The sequence below is a fragment of the Streptacidiphilus neutrinimicus genome (assembly GCF_000787815.1).
Taxonomy (GTDB): domain Bacteria; phylum Actinomycetota; class Actinomycetes; order Streptomycetales; family Streptomycetaceae; genus Streptacidiphilus; species Streptacidiphilus neutrinimicus.
The window spans coordinates 1,837-22,573 of the sequence record NZ_BBPO01000039.1 but is presented as its reverse complement, the minus strand read 5'-3'; the positions used below and the strand labels follow the sequence as shown (position 1 = coordinate 22,573).

Annotated in this window: 21 protein-coding genes and 1 pseudogene; 6 read left to right on the top strand and 16 right to left on the bottom strand. The window is 71.2% G+C overall.

The features are described 5' to 3' along the window. Positions 1-12: 12 nt before the first annotated feature. The 14 genes from TR48_RS23365 to TR48_RS23310 form a co-directional block, all read right to left on the bottom strand. Complete coding sequence (locus tag TR48_RS23365) at positions 13-633, bottom strand: hypothetical protein (protein WP_042370541.1); 621 nt, start codon at positions 631-633, stop codon at positions 13-15. A gap of 114 nt (positions 634-747) precedes the next feature. After that, complete coding sequence (locus TR48_RS23360; RefSeq protein WP_236652288.1) at positions 748-930, bottom strand: hypothetical protein; 183 nt, start codon at positions 928-930, stop codon at positions 748-750. 87 nt (positions 931-1,017) lie between these two features. Next, positions 1,018-3,324, bottom strand: coding sequence for an ATP-binding protein (locus tag TR48_RS23355; protein ID WP_042370537.1), 2,307 nt, complete (start codon positions 3,322-3,324; stop codon positions 1,018-1,020). A 74-nt stretch (positions 3,325-3,398) separates the two neighbouring features. Next, positions 3,399-3,818 (bottom strand): hypothetical protein, encoded by a 420-nt coding sequence (locus TR48_RS23350; RefSeq protein ID WP_042370536.1) that lies wholly within the window; start codon positions 3,816-3,818, stop codon positions 3,399-3,401. 11 nt (positions 3,819-3,829) lie between these two features. After that, positions 3,830-6,181, bottom strand: a complete 2,352-nt coding sequence (locus TR48_RS46385; RefSeq protein WP_042370534.1) for a hypothetical protein — start codon at positions 6,179-6,181, stop codon at positions 3,830-3,832. 128 nt (positions 6,182-6,309) lie between these two features. After that, entirely contained in the window at positions 6,310-6,510 is a 201-nt protein-coding gene (locus tag TR48_RS23340) for a hypothetical protein (RefSeq protein WP_042370532.1), read from the bottom strand. Next, positions 6,507-7,052 carry a hypothetical protein gene (locus TR48_RS39160; protein WP_161789892.1) on the bottom strand — a complete coding sequence of 182 codons (546 nt, stop codon included), beginning with the start codon at positions 7,050-7,052 and terminating at the stop codon, positions 6,507-6,509. The genes TR48_RS23340 and TR48_RS39160 overlap by 4 nt, the downstream gene beginning before the upstream one ends. 661 nt (positions 7,053-7,713) lie before the next feature. Then, on the bottom strand, positions 7,714-8,964 hold the full coding sequence (locus tag TR48_RS23330) for a coiled-coil domain-containing protein (protein ID WP_042370530.1): 1,251 nt from the start codon (positions 8,962-8,964) through the stop codon (positions 7,714-7,716). Positions 8,965-9,042: 78 nt separating this feature from the next. Then, positions 9,043-9,333, bottom strand: coding sequence for a WhiB family transcriptional regulator (locus tag TR48_RS23325; protein ID WP_042370529.1), 291 nt, complete (start codon positions 9,331-9,333; stop codon positions 9,043-9,045). Next, entirely contained in the window at positions 9,330-9,788 is a 459-nt protein-coding gene (locus TR48_RS23320; RefSeq protein ID WP_042370527.1) for a hypothetical protein, read from the bottom strand. The genes TR48_RS23325 and TR48_RS23320 overlap by 4 nt, the downstream gene beginning before the upstream one ends. Positions 9,789-9,880: 92 nt before the next feature. Then, entirely contained in the window at positions 9,881-10,039 is a 159-nt protein-coding gene (locus TR48_RS43495; protein ID WP_161789891.1) for a hypothetical protein, read from the bottom strand. Beyond that, the gene (locus TR48_RS43490; protein ID WP_161789890.1) at positions 10,036-10,197 is read right to left on the bottom strand and encodes a hypothetical protein; all 162 of its coding nucleotides are present in this window, start codon (positions 10,195-10,197) and stop codon (positions 10,036-10,038) included. The genes TR48_RS43495 and TR48_RS43490 overlap by 4 nt, the downstream gene beginning before the upstream one ends. 237 nt (positions 10,198-10,434) lie before the next feature. Then, entirely contained in the window at positions 10,435-10,812 is a 378-nt protein-coding gene (locus tag TR48_RS23315) for a hypothetical protein (protein WP_042370525.1), read from the bottom strand. 82 nt (positions 10,813-10,894) lie between these two features. Next, the gene (locus TR48_RS23310) at positions 10,895-11,476 is read right to left on the bottom strand and encodes a hypothetical protein (protein ID WP_052442917.1); all 582 of its coding nucleotides are present in this window, start codon (positions 11,474-11,476) and stop codon (positions 10,895-10,897) included. A 357-nt stretch (positions 11,477-11,833) separates the two neighbouring features. On the opposite strand from TR48_RS23310, the gene TR48_RS23305 reads away from it, so the two are divergent. The 5 genes from TR48_RS23305 (at position 11,834) to TR48_RS23290 (ending at position 18,315) form a co-directional block, all read left to right on the top strand. Further along, positions 11,834-13,144 carry a GNAT family N-acetyltransferase gene (locus tag TR48_RS23305; protein ID WP_042370523.1) on the top strand — a complete coding sequence of 437 codons (1,311 nt, stop codon included), beginning with the start codon at positions 11,834-11,836 and terminating at the stop codon, positions 13,142-13,144. Between the two features lie 69 nt (positions 13,145-13,213). Then, complete coding sequence (locus tag TR48_RS40770) at positions 13,214-14,215, top strand: GIY-YIG nuclease family protein (RefSeq protein WP_084729678.1); 1,002 nt, start codon at positions 13,214-13,216, stop codon at positions 14,213-14,215. A gap of 643 nt (positions 14,216-14,858) precedes the next feature. Beyond that, entirely contained in the window at positions 14,859-15,200 is a 342-nt protein-coding gene (locus tag TR48_RS42200; RefSeq protein ID WP_152628131.1) for a hypothetical protein, read from the top strand. 62 nt (positions 15,201-15,262) lie between these two features. Beyond that, complete coding sequence (locus TR48_RS23295) at positions 15,263-17,413, top strand: hypothetical protein (protein ID WP_152628130.1); 2,151 nt, start codon at positions 15,263-15,265, stop codon at positions 17,411-17,413. Then, on the top strand, positions 17,410-18,315 hold the full coding sequence (locus TR48_RS23290) for a DciA family protein (protein WP_042370520.1): 906 nt from the start codon (positions 17,410-17,412) through the stop codon (positions 18,313-18,315). Before TR48_RS23295 ends, TR48_RS23290 begins: the two co-directional genes overlap by 4 nt. 512 nt (positions 18,316-18,827) lie before the next feature. Here the strand turns inward: TR48_RS23290 and TR48_RS23285 are convergent. After that, positions 18,828-19,295, bottom strand: a complete 468-nt coding sequence (locus TR48_RS23285; protein WP_042370518.1) for a hypothetical protein — start codon at positions 19,293-19,295, stop codon at positions 18,828-18,830. Positions 19,296-19,573: 278 nt separating this feature from the next. On the opposite strand from TR48_RS23285, the gene TR48_RS23280 reads away from it, so the two are divergent. Continuing rightward, a complete protein-coding gene (locus TR48_RS23280; RefSeq protein WP_042370517.1) occupies positions 19,574-19,792 on the top strand; it encodes a hypothetical protein in 219 nt (72 codons plus the stop codon). A gap of 622 nt (positions 19,793-20,414) precedes the next feature. Here TR48_RS23280 and TR48_RS23275 read toward each other — a convergent pair. Continuing rightward, positions 20,415-20,737 (bottom strand): annotated as a pseudogene (locus TR48_RS23275) (hypothetical protein); the annotation flags it as partial.

Genomic DNA, 20,737 nt, shown 5'->3' with positions numbered 1-20,737 from the left:
CCGGTGTGCTGGTCAGTTGACGTTGTTGTGGATCTGGCCCTTCCAGAAGCCGCCGGTCTGCTTGCCGATGGTGACCTCGGTGTGGCGGTGGATCAGGGCGTTGACGACCGTGCCGTCACCGGTCGTGGTGGTGGTCATGGCGGCCTTGAGCTTGCGGACCGCGACGACGGCGGCGACCACGGCGGCGACGATGAAGATGGCCGCGTACTGGAGGAACTCGCCGGCGTCGTGGAGCCAGGGGCCGGCGGTGTGCAGTCCGGCGCAGGCGATGTAGATCGCGCCGCCGGCGGCGAGCATCGCGAGGGAGCCGACGCCGCCGAGGACGACCATCTGGCCGACGATGGGGCTGACACCGGTCACGGGCGGCGGAGCGGCGGCCGGAATCGGGTCGGGCTGCGTCTTCGCGTACTGCTGGGCCTTCTCGAACGCCGTCAGCGGCTCCGGCTCGGGCTGGGGCTGCGGCCCGGGGGTGAGGCCCAGGAGCGGCTGCTCCTGGATGCGGACGGCGACGATCTGGCCGGTGGCCGGGTCGATCGCGTCGATGTAACCGGGCGGCAGTATCAGGCCGGGCGCGAGGGGCTCCGTGTCGAGGGTTGGGGATGCGAACTCGGCGTAGCGGTCGGTGGTGGCCATGGTGGGTGCTCCAGGGTGAGGCGGGGACGGTCTGGGTGGTGCTGCGGCGGCTTCTCCGGTCCTCGCCGCTGGATCGCCGGCGGCGAAGGCCGGGGGAGTGGTCGCAACGGCGCGTCAGACGTGACTGGCGGAGGTGGCGATGCTGGTCAGCAGGCTGTGGATGGTCGGGGCGATGTTGGTGGACGCGAGCAGGAACCCGGCGACCACGCACACCAGCGCGGTGCTGATGGTGCTTCGGCCGGAGCGGACCAGGAGGAACGCGGCGAGCACGAAAACGACAGCGGCGGAGATCGTCACGACGGGGGACTCCTTCATCAGGGGTGCGGGCAGGAAGCGGGCCGCCGCCGGAGCAGTTCCGGCGGCGGCCCAAGGGGGTGACGCTGTTCAGTCGTCGTAGTCGGTGCGCTGCCACACGCCGCGGCTGATCGGTGCGGCGCGGCCCTGGTCGCGCAGGGTGGTGGTGGCGTTGGCGATGGAGGAGTTGGCGACGTCCGGCAGGGCGGCGCGCAGCTCCTTGAGGGTCATCGGGCCCTGGCCTAGGAGCTCGTAGACCTTGTCGGCGACGGTCTCCTTCGGCTCGCTCTTCTTCGCGCCGCCGCTGTTCTTGTTGCCCTTCGCAGCGACGGCGGCGTAGGCGGTGGCGGGGTCGTCTGCGCCCTCGATTCCCTGGGCGGCCAGCAGACCCTTCATGACCGTGGTGAGCATGTCGTGGTCGTGCCGCCAGGCGTAGGCCTCGCTCGCGACGGCGGCTTCCTCGTCGGTGAGGGTCGGGGCCGGATCGTCGCCGAACATCTCGGTCAGGTCGACGTAGAGGCCGTTGACCTTCTTGGCATTGAAGGTGCGCATGAACTCCACGCGGCCGTCGGTGAAGATGTAGGCCATGCCGGCGGTGGACTCGCCGTCTTCGTCGTCCTCGCCGTTGAACAGCGCCTCGATCTGGCCGTTCTCGTAGATCCGCGCGGGGATGTTCTCCATTTGGAAGCCCGGCGGGCTGATGCCGTCCAATCCCATCCCCTGCGTGGACGAGGACAGGGTACGCATCAGCACGACCATCCCGGACTTGCCCTGCTGTCGGATCGCTTCCTCGTCGCCCAGGTCCTTCAGGTGCAGGGACTGGACGGCGAGCCGGACGCCGACGCCGACCTTGCGTCCGGTCTTTTGGATGTCGGCGATCAGGTAGGCGGCGAGCTTCTTGATGACCTCGTTGGGGTGCGACAGCAGGCGGTTGATCTCGTCCAGGGTGATCGACAGCAACCGCCAGGGCTCGCCCAGCGCGAAGTCGCCGCGGTCGCGGGAAGCGTTCTCGCGGTACTTCATGACCGCGTGCGCGGCCAGCAGCATCCCCAGCACTTCGGCCTCGCCCTTGGCGAACCAGTCGACGTTGCCGTCGGCCTCGGGCAGGGACTTGCCGCCCTGCAGGTCGCCGACCCAGGAGATGACGCCGGACAGCTTCTCGCCGACCAGGAGCAGCAGCTGGAACACGGACTTGCCCGCTCCCGTGGCGCCGGCGGTGATGCCGCGGATCGCGCCGAGCTGCGGGTCCCACAACCGCACCTTGGCGGGCTTGCCGTCGTGCCGCACCCCGATGGTGATACGGCCCTTGTCGTCCATGGTCAGGTCCTCAGCGGTAGCCTGACGGACGCGCATGAGCGGGTTGCGCAGGTAGATGCTGACGACGCCGTTGCGGATGCCGTCGGTCTCGATGACCAGGCACGAGGGGTCGTCGATCCCGAGCGCGGAGGCGATCGGCCCGTGCGGGAGCCGGATCTCCTTCCCCGCCGGCGCCCGGACCAGGACGACGATCCGCTGGCGACTGTGTTCGGTCTCCCGCTCGATCCGGTGGTCGACCAGGTCCATTCCGGGGGCGGCGCCGTCCTTCGCGGCGACCTGCTCCTTCCAGAACGCGGGGAAGTCACGGGCGTCCTGCGGCATGGCGTGCAGGGTGGGGCGGGCGATCAGCCGCATCCGGCCCGGCCCCGACCCGGGCAGTGGGCGCAGTTCGACGGTGCCCTCGGGGAAGTCGAAGATCGCCGCCAAGGTGGAGGCGTTCAGCGTGGGAACCTCGCGCCCGCGCTTGGCGACGATGACCGCCTCGAAGTCGGGGCGGGTCGGCAGGTACTGCTCCACGGCCATCAGCCGCGTGCCGGGCGCCCGCTCGGAGTGCGCCCACAGCCAGGCCAGGAACGACGCGTAGTCCTGAGGTGGCGGCGCCTGGCCGGGGTCGGCCGGTGGCTGCGGCGCGGTCTGCTGCAGGACCGGGTGGTGCTCGGGGACCAGGCCCAGGCTGCGGGTCAGTGGCGCGGCGGCGGCCATCACCGCACCCCACACGGCCGGGACGGCCAGCTGCCACCAGGCGAACCCGTGGTGCATGTGCGCGACGACGTCGGCCAGGTAGGCGCCGGCGTAGCCGAGGACCGGGATGGACTGCTGGGAGGCGCGCAGCACCGCGCCTGCGTCCATGCCCCGGGTCTCGCCCGTGTTCTCGTCCTGCTGGGGCTTGGTCTTGGAGTACAGCCAGAGGCCGGTCAGGCCCAGCGCGCCGACCGCGCCGAGTTCGGCGTACCCGGTGGCGTACAGCTGGGGAGCGATCGCGACGGCGGTCGCGGTGGCGAGGTGGGCCGCGCGTTCGCGCTTGAACCTGCGGTGGATCTCGTGGCCCGGAACCGTCCGGGCGGTGTGCGCGGTGGCCATCCTTGCCTCCTTCAGGGCATGGGGAGGGCCGCCCCTGCCGGTGGCGGGGGCGGCCCAGGCTGCGTGCGGGGTGGTTACTGGACCCGGTAGAAGCCGGGTTTGGCCTGCCGGTGGCTGCTCGCGCTCACGGCCTCGTAGATGCCCCGGTACTCGCTCTCGTGGGCGCTGCGGAAGCCGCTGGCGTGGGCGGCCATGGTGTCGGCGGTGTCGGCGAGCTGGCCGGCGCCGGTGGCCACGCGGGTCAGGGACTGGGAGATGCCGAGGATCTGCGCGGTGAACTGCGTGTCGACCTCGGCCTGGTGGCACATCTCCGACAGGGTCCGGGCGGCGGTGGCGTTGGTCTCCATGTGCCGCTTGAGGGCGAACATGCCCTCCTTGAGCCGCAGCGCGGCGGTGGTCAGGGCGGCGATCCTGCCGGACAGGGCCAGGAAGCCGTTCCCGCCCCCGCCGCCGGTGACGGCGTCGGCGGCGGCGGGGATCTCGATCTCGCTCACGGTGGCCTCCCTCAGCCCTCGTTGTGGGCGCGGGCGCTGGGCACGGCCAGTCCCGCGTCGGCGGTGGCCTGCTGGACCGGCTTGTAGGCGTCGAACATCGCGTTCTCCGCCGCCTCGGACAGTTCGGCCGCGTCCAGGGAGGCGACCTTCATCTCCTCCGCCTTGCGGGCCAGTATTTCCATGGACTCCGCCAGCCGCTCCATCGCGGCGGCGGTCAGGCGGCCGATCAGGTTGTGCCGCGTGCGCAGGTCTGCCGCCAGGTCCTCCAGGGCGTAGCGGATACGGCGGGCCTCCTCCGCCAGGCTGGCGGATGTCTCGTGCGCGGCGAACGATTCGACGGTGAGCCGCTCGAGGGTCTCCAGGGTGTCGTCGAGGGTGACCTCGGTGGCGTGCTCACTGGACATCCCAGTGACCAGACCGCTCATCACACGGTCGGGCAGCGACATACTGCTCTCCTTCCTGCCGGTACTGCTGTTGCGCGGCTCGGCCGGGCCGAGGGCGGCCGCCCTCGGGGCGGGCTTGGGCTTGAAGTGCCGCAGCTCCTGGTCGCCCACGTTGTCCATCCGCTCGATCGTGATCGTCTCGGGCCGGGCCCCGGCCGCCGCGGCTCCGGCCGACTCCCACGGGGTACGGCGCATCCCGTGCGGGCCGACGGCGAACCAGAAGTCGTCGTCCGGGGCGGCGTGGGCGGCGCGGCGCTGCTCCCACCGCTGCTGGGCGCGGCGCTGGTCGCGGGACCAGCGTCCGCCGCCGTGGCCGGTGTGCTTGGACGGTCCGCCGGGCCCTGGCCCAGGCGTTCCGGCCTTGGGGTGGGGCGGCGGGGCGCCGGTCGGCTTCGGCCCGGCGGCGGACGTGGCGGCCGTGCGCGCCTTGCCCTTGTTCGCGGCGGCCTTCTTCCGCTTCTTCTTCGACAGGGTGGTGATCACTGGCGTCTGGTTCCTGCGGCGCTTGGCCCAGCGGCGCTCCAGGGTGTCCCCGACCGTGCGCCCGAGTGTCACGCGGTCCTGCGGCCTGGCGTTGTTGCGGCGGATCGCCGCCTTCACGCACCTCCTGCACGAGCACTCCGCGTCCTCGTAGGCGGTGGCACTGCCGTGCTTCACGCCCGCGGGCAGCTTCACCTTCCGGCCGACCACGGTCTGCGCCTTCGCCCAGGCCCGCGTGCAACCGGGGCAGCGGCAGCCCTGGTTCCAGCCAGGGACGGTGCCGTGGAAGTGGCCCTTGGGCAGCCTGACCGAACCGTCGGTGACGGGCTTGCCGTTCTTGCGGCGTGGGGGCGTCCCCGCGCCACCCGGGCCGGTCTTCCCTCCGGGGGTGCTGCCCGGTGCCTTCTTACCGGGTGGGGTCTTGCCCGGCGTGCCCGGGCCGCCTCCGGTACCGGCGGCCCGGCCCTTCTTCGGCCGCAGGGTTCCCTTCGGTGCGGTGCCGGCCTTCGGGCTCCTGGTGCGCCCTCTGCCGCCGCCCTTGGGGAAGGTGCCGCCGGCCCCGGTGGCCTGGTCCGGCGTCAGGTCCGCGCTGGTGTCGGTACCGCCGCGCCTGCTGCGCCGGCTGCCGGTGCCGCGCTGCGAGGTTCGCTTGGACCCGCCGCGCCACCAATTGCTGCTGGTGCGGGACTCACGATCGCCGCCGCTGGGACCGCCTCCGCCGCCGGAGCGACCGCCACGGCCTCCGACTCCTCCACTGCCGCTGTTGGAGCTCTTGCGGCCCGTGAGACCGTCGGCCCCCATGCTGCTGGAGCGCCGCGACGACGACCCGCCGCCCCAGCCGCTGAAGCCGCCGGAACCGCTGCCGCGCCCGCCTCCTGCGCCGCCTCGCCCGCCCTGGCCTGCGCCCGAGCGGGGCCAGCCGCCGGAGCGGTCCGGCCGGCCCAGGAAGCCGCGGCCGAAGTCGGCGGCGCTCTGCATGCGGCCCTTGCGGCCGGTCCCGTCGCCCCGGCCGGAGGCGGCGAGATCCGCGGCTGCCTTGCGCTGCTCCCGGTTGGCGCGCACCCCGGTGATGGCGCCGTGGATGCCGCGCATCGCGGCGACGGCGACGGCCAGGACCGTGGCCACCGACAGGGTGCCCAGGCCCGGCTGCGGGGCCTGGGCGCCGTCGTGGAACCCGGCCGGGCGGAACGTCCCGGGCACGTGCCCGGGAGCGCTCGGGGAGTGCTCCGCGGTGGTGACCACGGGGTCCGAAAGGCCCGGGCTGGCCATAGCGGCGATGCTCTCCAGCGGGGACCTGCGGCCCCTGGGGGAGGGTTCGGCGGGCGCGGAATCGGGTGCCGCTGAGGCCTCTTCGGGGGCCTCGGCGGCGGTGTCAGGCGGGTCTTCGGACGGGCCGACCAGGCCCAGTTTGGGGAACCTGCGGACGTTGTCGTCGGACATCGTGCACCTCCTTCGAGTTGACAAACAGTCACGGATCCGGGATCCTCGCGCGCGCACCCACGCTCGTGTGCGCGCGTCTTGGGGTCCTCATCGGGACAAGTAGGAAGCGATGAGGAGGAAGAACGTCGTCACCCGGAGTAGTCCTGGTAGAAGCCGCGCAACTGCTCCGCGAGGCGCGTCCAGACCTCGGGCTTGCCGGCCGCTTCGAGGTTCGCGGCGAGCATCCGGCAGGCGTCGTACCAGACCGCCGCCTGCTGCTGCGGAGTCGTCGCGGCGGCCTGCCGGTCCTCCCAGTGCTTGGCCTGGTTCTGCGCGCGGCTGGCCCTCACCGGCGGCCGTCCTGGCGGGGGAAGAAGTCGCGGACGGTGCGCGGCCCCTGGCCCTCGGCGCCGGCCGCCATCGGGTACTCGTACACCTGGGCGTCCAGGTACTCCGGAGCCCGATCCTGAACAGAACCGCTGGTCACGGCGTTGCCCATGAAGTAACCCAGGCTCTGCTGCAGCGAGTTCACCGCGGCCTGGCCGCTCCCGACGGCGGGCCGGGCCTTGCGGCGCTCCAGCTTGGCCGCGGCGGCGTTCGCGCGGCGCTGCGGGAGCTCCAGGACGTGGTTCACATAGCCCGCGTTCAGCGCCTCGGACGCTGCGGCGGCCTTCTGGGAGTGCCGCTTCATGGCCCGCAGGTGCCGGGCGACCTTCCAAGCCCTCACCTTGCGGGACAGGGCCCCGTGCTTGTCGCCCTGGATCGCCTGCTGGGCCAGCGCCCGGCCGACCACGTCGGCCAGCTGCGCGTAGTGGCTGGCGTCCTGCATGTGCACGTCCCGCCGGTCGGCGGTGAAAGTGCGCATCCCTTTCTCAGAGAACAGCTCGTTCATGTCCATGCGATACCTCTGATCTGCGGATATGGCGGGGTGGGTAAGACGCGGTCGGCGTCTTCTCCGTGCCCCAGGCCGCACCAGGCGGGCGGGCTGGGGCGCGGGGGAGCCGTCGACGGCTCGGTGAGGCGGTCATCCCGTCTCAGCGATGGGGGTGTAGCGGGCGCGGGCGATCTCAAGTCGGCGGCCGGCGGTGGCGCGTGAGACGCCGAGGATCTCGGCAGCCTGGTCGGTTGAGACGGCGAGCGGATCCTTCTCGCGGTACATGAGACGGAGCAGTGAGACGACGTCCGCCTCGATCTCCGGGGACAGCGTCTCGGGGCCGCGCTTCGTCTCACGCGAGCGGGCGGCGGGCAGCCCACCGGGCCTGGCGTGGCGTCCGCCCGACCGGTCTGACGTGCGCGTCTCACGCTGCCGGTGAGCGGTCTCAGCGGTGTTCACCACGGCCGCCGTCTCACCCGCCGCTGTCCCGCCACCGCCGTTGACGTACACGCTCAGCTCGCCGTGAGCGGCTGTCTCACGCGGTGCGGGAAGCGGGACGAGCGTCGGCGAGTGAGACGTCGTCTCGCTGCCGCTCGGTCGCGTCTCGCCGCCGCCCGAGCCGGACGGCGTCTCAACAGCGGCCCGCTCACCGGCGTTCGCTGTCTCGCCGTGCTTCGTCTCATCGGTGATCTTGTGGATGCGCCACATCACCCAGGGGGCGATGGAGGCGACGGCGACGATCAGCCACCACAGCGGGTGCCCGTTCTTGTCGACCCCGACCAGGCGGGCGTTGGCGAGGTGGTAGACCGCGTTCGCCCCGATCATCAGCACGATGGCCTTGGCGACGTCGCGGTGCCGGCGGAAGGACTGGACGACGTAGATGTCGATGCCGAGCGGCAGCGCCCACGCCACCCACACCGGCCACCCCGATAGTTGGGCGAGCTGGAATTCGCCGCTGGCGGTCAGCGAGATCGTGGCGGCCGCGCGTCCGCGGCCCCCACAGGTCGGCCTTGCGGAGCACAGTTGCCGCGTCGGCCTGGGCGGCCGTGTGCAGGTCCCGGGCCCGCTCCGTTCCCTGAGCCTCGGCCTGCTCCAGCGTCTGGCGGGCTTCCTCGCGCAGCTGCTCGGCCTCGCCCTCCCCGGCGGCGACGACCTGGTTGGCCTCCTCCCGGGCCTGGTCCATCAGCTGCTCGGCTTCCTCCCGCAGCTGACCGGCGGCTTCCTCGGCCTGCTCGCGAGTCCGCTGGGCGTCCTGGTCGGCGTCCTCGCGGGCCTGCGCGGCCGCCTTACGGCGCGAGTCGGCGTCGGCCTCGGCCGCATCCACCAGGTCCCGGGCCCGCTGCTTAGCCTCGGCGACCAGGTGCTCGGCGTGCTCACCGGTCGCGCGGGCCTCAGTGCGGGCCTGCTCCAGCAGGTCAACCGCCTGGTCGCCGATCTCCCGAGCGCGGTCCTTCGCGGCGGCGATGATCCGGTCCGCCTCCGACTCGGCCTCCGCGCGGACCCGCTCGGCCGCCTCCCGGCGCCTGGCCACCGTCTGCTCGACGGCCTCCAGCTCGCCCTCGGCGATCGTGCGGGTCTTGGCCACGGTCTCCTCAGCGGCCTTGATCTGCTCGCCCGTCAGCTTCTGCAGCCGGTCCGCGTGACGGCGCGCCGTCACCCGGACCTGCTCCGCCTCGCTGATCGCGGCGGCCAGGACCTCCTCGGCCTCCGCGCGGTCGCGTCCGGCCTGGACGGTGGCCGCCTCCAACTGCGCGGCCGCCTCAGCGAGCATCCGCTCCGCCTCCGCGCCGGCGGTCGCGCGCAGCTCCAGCGCCTGGGCGCGGGCTGCCTCCAGCACCTGGTCCGGCGTCTCGACGGTGGGGGGAGTCGCAGTGGGAGCGACGGTCCGAGCGGGGGTGGTGCGCTTGACGGGCTGGCGACGTCCTGCCATCACATGTCTCCTCTCTTGATGTGTGCGGGGAAGCCGACGGGTTGGAGCGGCCCTACTGGTGGGTGCGGGCCCCCAAGGTCAGGCAGGTCGGGCACGGCGCAGCATCGCAGCGCGCTCGGACTCGCTCATGCCGCCCCAAACGCCGTCCGCCTGGCGGGCGGTCAGCGCCCACTGGAGGCAGGAGTCCATCACCGGGCAGCGGCGGCACACGGCCTTGGCGTCCTCGATCTGCAGCAGCGCCAGGCCCGTCTCGCCGATCGGGAAGAACAGCTCCGGGTCTTCGTGCTGACAGGCCGCGCGGTGGCGCCAGTCCGTGGACGCGGTGGCGGAGGCGGTGCTGGTGCCCGCGTTGGTGGCGGTGGTGTTCATCGGCGGACCTCCATCGCAGTTGTCGCGGCCAGGGCCTGGGCGGCGGCATAGCCGGGCGCGAGCTGGTGAAAGAGCCAGTCGGCCCCGTCCAGGGCATGGCGCTCGCAGGCGACGTCGCCGGGGGCGACGGTGCGGGTGTAGGCGGCGCGCCAGATGTCGGCGGCCGGGCCGGGCTCGGCGAGGACCTGGTCGCGGTCCTCCCACGCGGTGCAGTGCCGGCGGACCGTGTCGCTGCCGAGTGTGCGGACCGAGATGCGCCACGTGGGCCAGGTGGGACGGGGGCCCGGTTCGATGTCCAGGACCTCGTACACGTCGCCGTGGCGGGTGCGGTAGACGCCGCCGACCTGGCGCGGCCCGATCTGGGCGGCAACCCAGCGCCGGTCGGTGGCCTGGCGGCGACGGTCGACATCAGACATCGCCGTGCCGTTCACGCTGCTGCTGGTGTGGTCGTTCATCACGGCCTCCAAGCCGGGTGATGTGCCAAGAGCTGCTACGGCCCCGGAGCAATCGAGTGCTCCGGGGCCACAGCAGCGGGGGAGACGGCGCGTCAGACGCCGCGGACCGCGCGCATCATGCGCTCGGCGTAGATCTGCGCAGCGCTGCGTGCACCCGGGTTCTGCTGAACCCGGCGCAGCGCCTCGTCGGCCTGGCTCCGGTCGGCGTCGGACTGAGCGGTGCGGTGCTCGGGAGCAGTGGGGGTGGTCATCGGCGTGCCTCCTTCACTGCACGGTCGAGGCGGGCGGTGTGCTGGCCGGCCTGGGTGAGGGTGTCGGACAGGCGACCGGCGGCCGCAGTGGACTCGGTGCGGACCTGGCGGGCACGATCGACTGCGGCCCCGGTCTCGAGGCGGGTGAGCGCAGACATGGCCCTCACCTGTCCCAAACGGCATTGCTGATACGGTGGTTCATGCGACGCTCCTCAGAAGCTCGCTCAGCGGGCCCGCCTCTGACCAGGCGGGCCTCGCGCTTTTCCGGGCTCCCGCCGGACGGCAGAAGCCAGAGCAGGTGAGTTGGTCCACCACGCTCTCCGCCGTACCCGGACCGGAGGTCCGTGCCGGGCACGACGGGCTACGCGGGGAATCAAGAAGTAGCGGGCCGAAAATCAGTCGGCGATCGACAGCTCCCGCACTGCGATGAACGGAGCCTTGAGGCCCCGCATGGTGCGGGCAACCCCGCTCACGTCCACCCGCTGGCCGACGGCGTATGCCTCGTCCGGGATCGCGTGCGCCCACCTCTTGTCCAGCGCCACCCGGCCGACCTCGTAGTCATCGGAACACAGCAGCAGCCAGGTCGTACCGCGCTCGATCCACTTGCTGGTGACGGTGCCGGTCGTCGTGACCAGCCGGGCGTCGTCAATCCGGCGAAGCGGCAGAGTCACCTTCCCCATCAGGCCCATGAACGTCGCCTTCAGTCCGTTGTCCGCGTACGGCCGGAAGGCATTGCTAGCGGGGACGGTCGGGGCCTCGATCGCGATCGTCATGGTGTGGTTTCCCTCCTACGCGAAGCGGCGCCTCCGGGATGTCCGGAGGCGCCGCGTGGATTGGGTATGGGGCAAGGGACGTTCAGGCGGTGGCGGGCAGACGGCGGATCCCGTCCGGGCCGACAACCATCCGCGAGGCGAGTTCCAAGTTCTTCAGCGTGCGCGTCGCTCGGCGCGCCAACTCGGAGGCCGTCTCACACCACAAGCCCGAGCGGCAGCCCTCGCAGCCGTGCCGGTGAACCGCGAGCTCCCGGCGGACCGGCCGCGTCGCCTCCGGCATCTGCGTCACGGCCAGAGCCGGCGCGGCCGCGTGCGGCTTCGGCGTCGGCCGCGTCGGCCGCGACGCCCGAACCTCGACACTCGCCAGCCGGTGCTCCTCGGCCCAGTTCGCCGTCCATGCCGGGCCGGTGAGCGGGGTGTCGATGAGGATCCGCTGGCCGGAGCCCTTGCAGCGGCGGTCGCGGGGGGCCTCGCCGTGGTAGCGGCGGTCGCCGGTCTCGCGGCCGTGGTCGGTGGCCCGGTGGGCGACGATCATGTGACGGGCCAGGCGCCGCCAGGTCTGACAGTCCGGGCAGACGATCAGGATGGGCTGCCCAGGGAGGGCGGAGATCTCGGTCGGGGTGATGCGGGAGACGGGGAGAGCCGGGCGGCCGTTGTGTCGCACGAGCGGAGTCCCTTCAGTCCTGGAGGCGGTAGACGGTTCGGCGTTGCGTTCTCCGGCGACCACGGGCCTCGGCGGACCGTGGGAACTGGGCAGCGCAACTGCTCTGATCAGCGCCTGCGACCGAACCCGGCGGGGGACCGCTGGACCGAACTGGTCCGTCACCATCCGCCTGAAGTGGCTCGTCGCAGGCCATACCTATGGATTTCTCAAGGAACAAGGCCATCAGCTAGTCTGAGTACATTGACTAGTCATTGGCTCGACGTGACGAGCATGCACGCTCGCTGATACAGAGTCAAGACTTCGACGCGCCCGCCGCCTAGATTGACTAGTCATTGCGCTGGGCGGTACACATCTCCCATGGCGATCAGTGGCAGGCAACGACCCCTCTACCAGCGCATCGCGGACCAGATCCGCGAGGAAATCGCAGGTGGGGCACTGCTTCCCGGGGATCGACTTCCGACCGAGGCGGAGATCGCGGCCCGGTGGGACACCACTCGCTCGACTGCCGTTCAGGGGCTCAAGGTCCTGGTAAACGAGGGTTTGATCGTGAGCGATCGCCCACGGGGTCACTTCGTTCGCAACCGCCGGCCCATGGTGTATCGCCCTCAGGCAGAGTTCAGAAAGCAGCCGCTCTCGCCGGAGATGGACACCTTCCTGACCCAGATGGCGGAGGAAGGCCGCGAAGCGGAGCAACAGATCGAGATCGCGGTCATCGCGCCGCCCGCCGAGATTCGCAGCCGACTTCAACTCGCCGAGGGCGACCTGGTGGTCGTGCGTCGGCGCATCCGTCTGATCGACGGCGTGCCGTACAACACCAACGACTCCCACTTCCCCTTGAATCTGGTTCGCGACAGCGAGATCGTGCGCCCCGACGACATCGCGCGCGGCGCCAACACAGTGCTGGCCGAGCTGGGCTACGAGCAGGTCCGGGCACTGGACGAAATCCAGGTCCGCATGCCCACCCCGGACGAGACCGACCGGCTCCATCTTGGCCCCGGGACACCCGTAGCCATCCACACCTGCACGGGCTACACCCGCGAGGGGAAGCCCGTCCGCGTCGTGGTCAACGTGCTACCGGGCGACCGTCACGTGATCACCTACGAGCGAAGCAAGGCCGGCCTGAGCAACGCTCCCGTAATTCGGCCTGCGACGGATGAGGACATACAGACCGTCATCGGGCTCTGGCAGCACGCCGCTGGCTGGCTTCGCAACCGGGGCATCAACCAGTGGCAGTACCCCCCGCGCGAGGAGCGGATCCGCGAGAATGTCGCCGCCGAAGAGTGCTGGATCGTCGAGGACGACGGGATCCCCGTCGGAACCATCACCGTCGACGACCACGCCGACCGAGACTTCTGGACGGAACAGGAAGCCGCACAACCGGCGCTCTACGTCCACCGCATGGCGATTCGCCGGGACGTAGGAGGCACCGGCCTGGGCGCCGCACTACTCGACTGGGCCGCACGCAAGGCCGTGGACCAGGGCAAAACCCTGCTCCGCCTGGATGCCTGGCGCGACAACGAAGGCCTCCACGCCTACTACCGAAGCCGCGGCTTCACTCAACTTCGAATCGTGGAAGTCGACGGGCGCGGAAGCGGGGCGCTCTTTCAGCGCGACGCAGGCACCGCCGAGGGCGTGGGACCTCGCCTCACGGAGCGGAGCAACGCGTGACCAGCCTTATCCAGCCCCACAGAAAACCCGAACTGAGTTGCTGACAGATCCCCGGGGAGGGCCGTAGCTGTGAGCTTATTCGTCTACCTGATCAGCGCCAGTGGATCACCGCTCGTCAAGATCGGTGTGACGAAAGACCCCGAGGCGCGGCTGAAGAACCTCGCCATCGGCTCCCCGGTGCCGCTGCGATTGCTCTGGACCTCTCCGGGCGATCGGGCTCTCGAGGCGGCACTCCACCGGCAGTTCTTCGATCGACAGTCGCACGGGGAGTGGTTCGATCTCGGTGACGACCCCGTGAGGGAAGTCCAAGCACAGATCGCGGGTCTTGCGCGTCGAGGCCTGCCGAGGCGCCCCGGTACTACCTCGCCGCGGCAGGCCCCACCGCCTTCCGTGGTGTACCGGCTCCGAGATCCTCGCAACAGCCAGGTACGTTACATCGGGTCAACGAGCTATCCAGAGCGGGCAGCAAATCGTGGGACGCACAAGAATCCGGCGGTGCGTGCCTGGCTGGAAGAGTTGTTTGAGGCCGGAGTCAAGGCGAAGGTGGAGGTGATCGGCGGCGACGACGGCACGTTCACGTACGTCCACGATCACCTGCTTGCTGGCGAGCCCCTCATCGGCTGTGCCGATCCAGCGGTGTACCAGCAGCAGCATGAGCAGCGGCAGGCACCGGTCCCTGATCAACCCCGACCTGCAGGAAGCCACGTGTGGCGGCCATCGCATGTGTACCTTCTTCGGGACCCCCGCACGAATAGGGTGCGCCTGGTCGGCGAGACGACGCGCCCGGAGCGAGCCTCGAGTCGCTGGGCACACTCGAACCCCGCAGTACGAGCATGGTTGACAGAACTTCGTGACGCAGGCCTGCAGCCCAGCGTTGAACTGGTCTCAGGCAGCAAATGGCAGAACATCGAGAGGCAGACGCAGGCGGGAGAGCCGCTCATCAGCTACGGCGACACTCACACCCTGCCCATCGTCGGAGGCAAGCGCCAGCGTCGCGTCTCCCGCAAGGACGATACTCACAGGCAGCCTGCGATCACCGAGCCGCACCCCAGTGATGAGGGGGCGAAGTGACCCAGCGATCGGCCCCGATGTTCATCTCCAGTGAATCGCCGTTCGCCGCGAAAACCTTCGCTCAGCGGCATTCCGCGCTGATCGACCGGCTCCCCGGAGCTCGGCCCCGCGGTCCTCAGCATCTTGAGTGGTCAGCGCACGACCTACCAGTGGTGCACTGGCGACTGAGGATGCTTCAGGGGCGCGCCGCGCCCGTTGGGTTAGTGTGCCCTCAGCGGGCGCAGGACACGCTAAGGTGTCACGCAGTGTTATGCGTGATCGTCTTCGGACAAGCGAAAACCCCCGACGCCGGGAAGCTCTCGGGGGTCCGCTCGGTCCGGAGTCCCGGACCGCGTCGACTTACAAGCCCTATTAGGGAGGGCGGCGACATGCGTCAGCGTACCCGCCTGCAGGGGCGGACATGCAACACCCCGCCGAGAGGGCAGCGCCGTAGCGCGTCGCTGCTCTGTCGACGGGGCGTTTGTCGTTCCTGGACGCCTCTCTCCGCACGGACTCCCGGGGAGCCGCGGATGAGATAGGCGTTGGGCGGCTGAGCCGCCGGCCGGGCCTGGTGCGCCAACACCAGACTCCTCGGCCCAACTGTGCGGGCGGGAACCACCCCGTCCGGGCCCGTGATCGGCGCCAACCGATCTGAGCGGGCGAAATGTTCGGTTCTTCCGAAACCAGCCCCAAGGGGCTCTGCCTTGCCGTTTTGCAGTCCAGAAAGGCAGTTGTCATTTTGCAGATTCGTCATGCCCTGCGCCAGCTCTGTCTGTCGGTGCCACGCGGTGTCGGCTCACGCGCACTCTGCCCGCGAGCCTCCCTCTCCTTGTGCCACCTGGGCTTCGAGGGCGTCGGCGCGCGCACCCACGTCGAGCTCAGTGTGATGCAGATCACACTGCTGGCAGGTCGCGCGATCAGCCCTGTCGTCACGTTGGTTGGTCGTGGTTCCCGCGCGAAGACGCGTGGGCGCCGCCTGTTCTTCGTGCCTGGGACGAGCCGGTGAAGGCGGCCACCGCGGCGGTGCTTCCGGGGCAGCGGTCTGCCCCGGGTCGCCGGTTGCGGTCGATGCCGGCCGGGATCGTGGATGCGGGAGCGGAGCGTCGGCTGGCCTTGGGCCGTCAGATGCGGGCGCGGCTGCGGGGGGCGGTGCAGGCGCTGCTGTCTGAGCCGGGGTTCGCTGATGCGTCTGATGCGGTGCGGTTGGCGGCGGTGGTGCTGCTGGCGAAGACGCCGTTGGAGGCGAAGGCCGGCCGGGAGCTGGGCGTGGTCGCGATCCGCACTGGGGAGCTGGGCCGCTGGCTGGGCCTTTCTGGGTCGTTCACGGCCTCGGAGGTGCTGCCAGCGTCGCGGGAGTCGGCGGTGGTGCGTACCCAGGTGCTGGAGGGGGAGTCGGGTGGGGCCGCGGGGCTTCGCTGCCTGGTGGCGCCGTGGTGGGAAGCGCGTCGGACGGTGGGTCATCCGCTGGCGTTGACGCAGGCGGAGCTGGCGACGTTGCTGCGACTGGTGGAGGCGCTCTTCGCTCCCGGGTGGCGCCGCGATCAGAAGTGGTCGACCGCGCCGGGGCTCTTGGCCGCGCGAACGGGCCGGTGCGCGGCGACGGACCGGCTGGCATTGCTGCTCCTGGTCTTGGAGGCGGGGGAGAGCGGCCGGGTGCGGCTGTGCGGCGGGCGGGTGGACCGCAACGGCCGTCTGGCTGCGACGCTGGCTCGGCTGATGGGCTGCTCGACGTCGCGCGCGGGCGGGATTCTCGCTCGTCTTGAAGAGGGTGGGCTGGTGGAGCGGCGGCGGAAGGCGACCGGTTCGGGGCTGCTGGGCTCCTCCCGGTTGGTCGTTCCTGCGGTCGCGGCCGCGCACCGGGCCCAGGCGGCGATTCCGGGTGTGGCGCAGGCTTCCTTGGGGGCGTTCGCGGTGGTTGCAGACCCGGTGGCTACGGCAGGGCCGGTTCAGCCTGCTGCTGGTGCCGGATCGCCGCAGGTCGCAGGGTTGGCTGGTGCGGATGGTGACGGTGTTGCAGACCCGGCGGTTGCGGCACCCCTTCACTCTGGTCACCCTTGTGTGGCTGGTGTGAGTGGTGATGTGACGGTTGATGGTGGGTTTTCCGGCGAAGCGCCGTCGGGGTGCTGTGGTCGGCCGGAGTGCGTGTGCGTGCGCGAGGACCAGGCCGTCACGGGACCTGAGGATGACGGGCTGCCCGTTACGGGGCGTGCTGGTGGCCCGCTGCGCGGGGAAAATCCGGTTCAGATCCCCCACCAGCAGCGACACGGGCAGCAGTGGACGGGGCCGGTGCCTGCTCCGCCCGCGGACCTGGACCAGGTCCTGGCACCGGTATCGAGGCTCTGGCTGCGGCTTCAGCGCCGTGGTGCCCGGGCCCGCGTCCTTGAGGCGGTGCGGCAGGAGCTGGCGCGGGTGACCGGTCTGGTCCGCTTCGGTGACCCGGCCCAGGTCCTGGCCGCCCGGCTGGAGCGCCGCGTCCAGGCCCAGGGCGGGGTGCCGGTGACCGATCCGGTGGGTTGGCTGCTCGGCCGGGGTCTGCCGCAGCGTCCCGGCTGCGGCGATTGGGCGTGCGACGAGGGCGTGCTGGTGACTAACGGGATGCCGTGCGAGGCCTGCGGTCACAATCAGCAGGCCAAGCGGGCGTTGCGCCGGTCGGTGGCGGCCGCCGTCACCGACGAGCTTCCCGGAGCGGACGACGTGGTCCGTCAGCACGTTGTCCAGGCGCGGCTGCGGGAGTTCGCCGAGCTCCAGGCCGTCGAGGACCTGCTGCGACGCGAGCAGGCTGATGCCCAGCGCGAGTTGCTGGGGGTCCTGGACGCGCGGCAGCGCGTAGCCGATGAGGCGGAGGACCGGGCCTTCCGTGCCGCGGAGTTGGCGATGCAGGCCGTGCCGTGCCGGGACTGCGGCAGGCCCCAGGCGGCTGGGCTGTGCGCGGGGTGCCGCAGGGAGCGGAACCGAGTCGCGTTCGCAGCCCGCGCGGGGGAGACGGTGGCGGTGGCGCGCGGCGAGGACACGCTGGCGGTGCTGGCCGAGCTGACCGAGCAGGAGATCGCCGACCTTCGGGCCGAAGGCGAGCGGGACCCGGCGGTCATCCGCCAGGACCTGGCCTCCTACGGTGAGCCGTTTGCCCGCCGCGTCTACGGCGACCTCGCCATCGACCAGCTGCGCCGCGAGCAGGCCGGGACGACCCGGATGGTCCTTCACTCCTGGAGGCAGGCATGACCGACGCCCTGACCGACGAGCCCTCCTGGACCAGCACGGAGCAGGCCACCATCGAGGCCGCCGAACCGGCGGAGCCGCAGGAGCCGGTTCTGTCCGGAATCGACCTGGCCCGCGTCGCCCTGTACGCCGCCCGCGAAGCCGCCCACAAGAACGGCACCACACCGGGCAAGCGCACCAAGCGCAGCACGCCCGTGGCCGCCGCCTCGCGAGCCCGCGGCGGCGACCGGGAGCCGCAAGGCCTCGCCGGGGCACTCCAACGGCTGATCGCCGAGCGCGCCTGGGACCTGCCGGTCGCCGGCGGCACCGTCGTCGACGCCTGGCCCCGCATCGCCCCGGACCTGGCCGACCACGTCACCGCCGTCGGCTACGACCCCGACAGCGGCACCCTCGACCTGCGCCCCACCTCCCCGGCCTGGGCAACCCGACTGCGCCTCGGCTCCGCCGAACTCCTGCGCCGCATCGAGGCACACACCGGCAACCAGGCCGTCCGCGCCCTGCGAATCCTCACCCCGGGGCACACCGCGCAGCAGACGCGGCGCGACGAGCCGTCGGCCGCCGCGCCGCTGCCGGCACCGCCGTCTGACCCGTCCCCGGGGTTCCAACGCGCGAAGGCCGCCCACCACGCGACTCACCGCGAACAGCAGGAGGCGCCGTTGCCGGTCCGCGAGGCCCTCGCCCGCCAGAGCGCTGCCCTCGCAGCCAACCGGGAACCGGAGGAAGCCTTCGCCGAAGCCCGCTACGCCGCCGAGCAGCTGCAACAGCGCCAGACCCGCGGCGGGGACGTGCACGCGGCCGCGCTACGCCGCGCCCACCGCGAACGGGCTGAGCGGCAGCTGTCGGCGATCACCGCGATCCAGTCCTCGGCCGGTGCTCCAGTCGCCCCACTCAGGCGAACTGCGTGATCGTGGGGTCATCCCCGGCTGACGCCGCACCGGCCACGACGATCTCCTCCGCGCAGCGGTCAGGTGAGGTACGAGACGATCGCCGCGCTGATGGCGGCGGCGAGTACGGCAGTGAAGGCGGCCGCTGCGCGAGCGATGACGGCCGGGGTAGGACGCCTCGTCCGTGCGAGCAAGCTTGCTGGCGGCAGCCTGCCGCCAGCACGGGAGGCGCAGACGACCGATTCCGACTCCTTCACCGGATCGGGCGACGCGATCCCCTTGCCGGTTCTGCGCTTCGACGGTCCTGCGCATCAGACTGGGACGGAACGCCGTCGGTCGGAGGGAGGTTGAGCGTCCCCGACATCATGTCACCTGATCGCCTAGGTGACTCGGTGGCCCGGTGCTGGCCGACGAACGGTGGCCCGTCCTAGGAGCTCGGACTGCGCGCCGACGGCACAAGCCAGGGTCCCGGGGCGGCAAGCGCCCCGGTGCCCGGAGCCCGGCCACTGAGCTTTGGGCTCGTTTCGGGACGGCTAGAACGGAGGCTCCCCGTTGCGCCATGGATCTGCCAGCGTCCCCCAACCACCTGACTGGGGCTTCTGTGGCTCAACAGGGGGTGCCTTCCGCGCAGCGCTCCAGGCTTCCCGGAGATCATCCAGGTACTTGGCTGTCCCACTGTCGTAGCCGTGGTGCCACTCGTAGCTCGCATCGGGGTCCTGGCCGGCGAAGTCGCACAACGCGCGGTAGACGAGCTCGACGTTTTCCCAGTGAGGTACAGACGTGAGCACGCTGGAGCCGTTCAGCATCCGGCGGACCGTTTCGCGACTGGCGGTGCCGCGCAATCGCTCATCCTTCTCGGTCAGCTCTTGGCACTTGGCGCTGATCTCCTGGACGGGGCGGAGGCCAGCCTTCTCGTAGTAGTCCTGGAGCCTGGCAACGAGGTCACGCCGAGGGCCTTCTGGAAGCTGGTCCTCGCCCAGCATTTGGATGTATCTCGGCATGACCGCGCCTCCCCTGTTGATCCTCAGATGCTAGCGATGGCACGTGATCGCTCGCAGGCGCTCGCGGATACTGCGCCATCGCACGCAGACCACACGCGCAGACACGTCATCGCGGTGCCAAAGCCATTGGTCCCAAGCACTCCTGACGGGCCCACAGACTGGGATTCGAGGCGCAGTGACCTGCGGCTTACCGCCCCTGGCGGTCAAAACGACCGTGCCAGCGTGAGCTCTTGGGTTCCTAGGCCTTCCGGAGCCGACGCTGGCCCGAAAGGACAGACATGAAGCCGCCCTTCCCGCTCCATCCTCGCTCACGTCAGGCCCGTCGGCTGTACCAGGCCGCGCTCTTCGCGCTGGTTCGGGGCGGAGCCACCGCCGTCGGCAGCGGATTGTCCGTCGAGGGGCAGAAGCGCGGCCTGCGCTTCCAGGCGAAGCAGGTCAGCGGACGCCCGGACGTGACCCGGGCGGCGGGGCTGCCGACCGCGACGGGGTTGCGCTGATGTCGGCCAGATCCTTCCTGGCGCCCCTCGGCGCGTTCGGAAGCACACTTGTGGGCGCCCCCTGGTGGTGCGTCACCGCCTGCATCTTCGGGCTCCTGGTGCTCTGCGGGGTGCAGGCGGTCTTTCCGCAGGATTCCGCCGACCGCTTGGAGTGGTGGAACGCGTTCTGGCAGCGGCGCGGCCACGACCGCGACACGGCGACAGCCGGTGCGGGCGCGCCACCTGTCGTCGGCGGCTCCCATCCCTCCCGTACCTCCGCGCCGATCACAGGAAGCAACCAAAGCCGTGCTCCGCGCAGCGGTCCGCCCCGACAGCGACGACCGTCCCGCACGTCCTCGTCGCAACCTTCTCGTCCGGGGCCGGTGTAGCCCGTCTGTGTCCAGGGCGGGGACGCGCTGCGGTTCCGCTCCCTTGGCGCATTGGGGCGTCCGTCTACGGCCGCAGGCCGATGTCTCGGTGGTCTCGTGCGACTGGCGGGCCGACGGGGGCTGCTCGCGCGCCTGGGCCTTGGCGCGGCCGCTTTGCGTGTCGGCGTTGCGGCGCTGGATGTCAGCCCGCGTGCAGAGCCTTTGAGTTCTGCCGGGCGCCCCACACGACTCTCTGTCCAGGGCGGTCGGCCTGATCATTCGGCGCGGGGCGCCGGAGACGCTGTGGGGGCGTGGTTCGCGGTGTGGTTGGTGTAGGCGATCGCGATGAGGGAGAGGCTGATGGGGGCCGCCCAGTTGAGCAGGAGGTTGGTCGTCTGGGTGCCGGTCCCGGCCGCGGTGAGGTGCCCGGCGAGCAGGTGGAGGCCGGTGATGGCGAGGACGGCCAGGCCCCAGGCGGCGCTGATGCGCCGGTTCACGGCCCGGAAGACCGGCGATGTCCGGTGCTGGAGGGAGACGGTCTCGCGTGCGTACTGCTCGGTGAACGGCCGCCCGGGTACGGAGGCCAGCATGACCACGG

Excerpts from the sequence above, each read along its gene's own strand:
- TR48_RS23365 (WP_042370541.1), bottom strand. The coding sequence starts at position 633 with ATGGCCACCACCGACCGCTACGCCGAGTTCGCATCCCCAACCCTCGAC.
- TR48_RS23355 (WP_042370537.1), bottom strand. The coding sequence starts at position 3,324 with ATGGCCACCGCGCACACCGCCCGGACGGTTCCGGGCCACGAGATCCAC.
- TR48_RS46385 (WP_042370534.1), bottom strand. The coding sequence starts at position 6,181 with ATGTCCGACGACAACGTCCGCAGGTTCCCCAAACTGGGCCTGGTCGGC.
- TR48_RS39160 (WP_161789892.1), bottom strand. The coding sequence starts at position 7,052 with ATGAACGAGCTGTTCTCTGAGAAAGGGATGCGCACTTTCACCGCCGAC.
- TR48_RS23330 (WP_042370530.1), bottom strand. The coding sequence starts at position 8,964 with ATGGCAGGACGTCGCCAGCCCGTCAAGCGCACCACCCCCGCTCGGACC.
- TR48_RS23325 (WP_042370529.1), bottom strand. The coding sequence starts at position 9,333 with ATGAACACCACCGCCACCAACGCGGGCACCAGCACCGCCTCCGCCACC.
- TR48_RS23320 (WP_042370527.1), bottom strand. The coding sequence starts at position 9,788 with ATGAACGACCACACCAGCAGCAGCGTGAACGGCACGGCGATGTCTGAT.
- TR48_RS43495 (WP_161789891.1), bottom strand. The coding sequence starts at position 10,039 with ATGACCACCCCCACTGCTCCCGAGCACCGCACCGCTCAGTCCGACGCC.
- TR48_RS43490 (WP_161789890.1), bottom strand. The coding sequence starts at position 10,197 with ATGTCTGCGCTCACCCGCCTCGAGACCGGGGCCGCAGTCGATCGTGCC.
- TR48_RS23315 (WP_042370525.1), bottom strand. The coding sequence starts at position 10,812 with ATGACGATCGCGATCGAGGCCCCGACCGTCCCCGCTAGCAATGCCTTC.
- TR48_RS23305 (WP_042370523.1), top strand. The coding sequence starts at position 11,834 with ATGGCGATCAGTGGCAGGCAACGACCCCTCTACCAGCGCATCGCGGAC.
- TR48_RS42200 (WP_152628131.1), top strand. The coding sequence starts at position 14,859 with ATGTTCGGTTCTTCCGAAACCAGCCCCAAGGGGCTCTGCCTTGCCGTT.
- TR48_RS23295 (WP_152628130.1), top strand. The coding sequence starts at position 15,263 with ATGCCGGCCGGGATCGTGGATGCGGGAGCGGAGCGTCGGCTGGCCTTG.
- TR48_RS23290 (WP_042370520.1), top strand. The coding sequence starts at position 17,410 with ATGACCGACGCCCTGACCGACGAGCCCTCCTGGACCAGCACGGAGCAG.
- TR48_RS23285 (WP_042370518.1), bottom strand. The coding sequence starts at position 19,295 with ATGCCGAGATACATCCAAATGCTGGGCGAGGACCAGCTTCCAGAAGGC.
- TR48_RS23280 (WP_042370517.1), top strand. The coding sequence starts at position 19,574 with ATGAAGCCGCCCTTCCCGCTCCATCCTCGCTCACGTCAGGCCCGTCGG.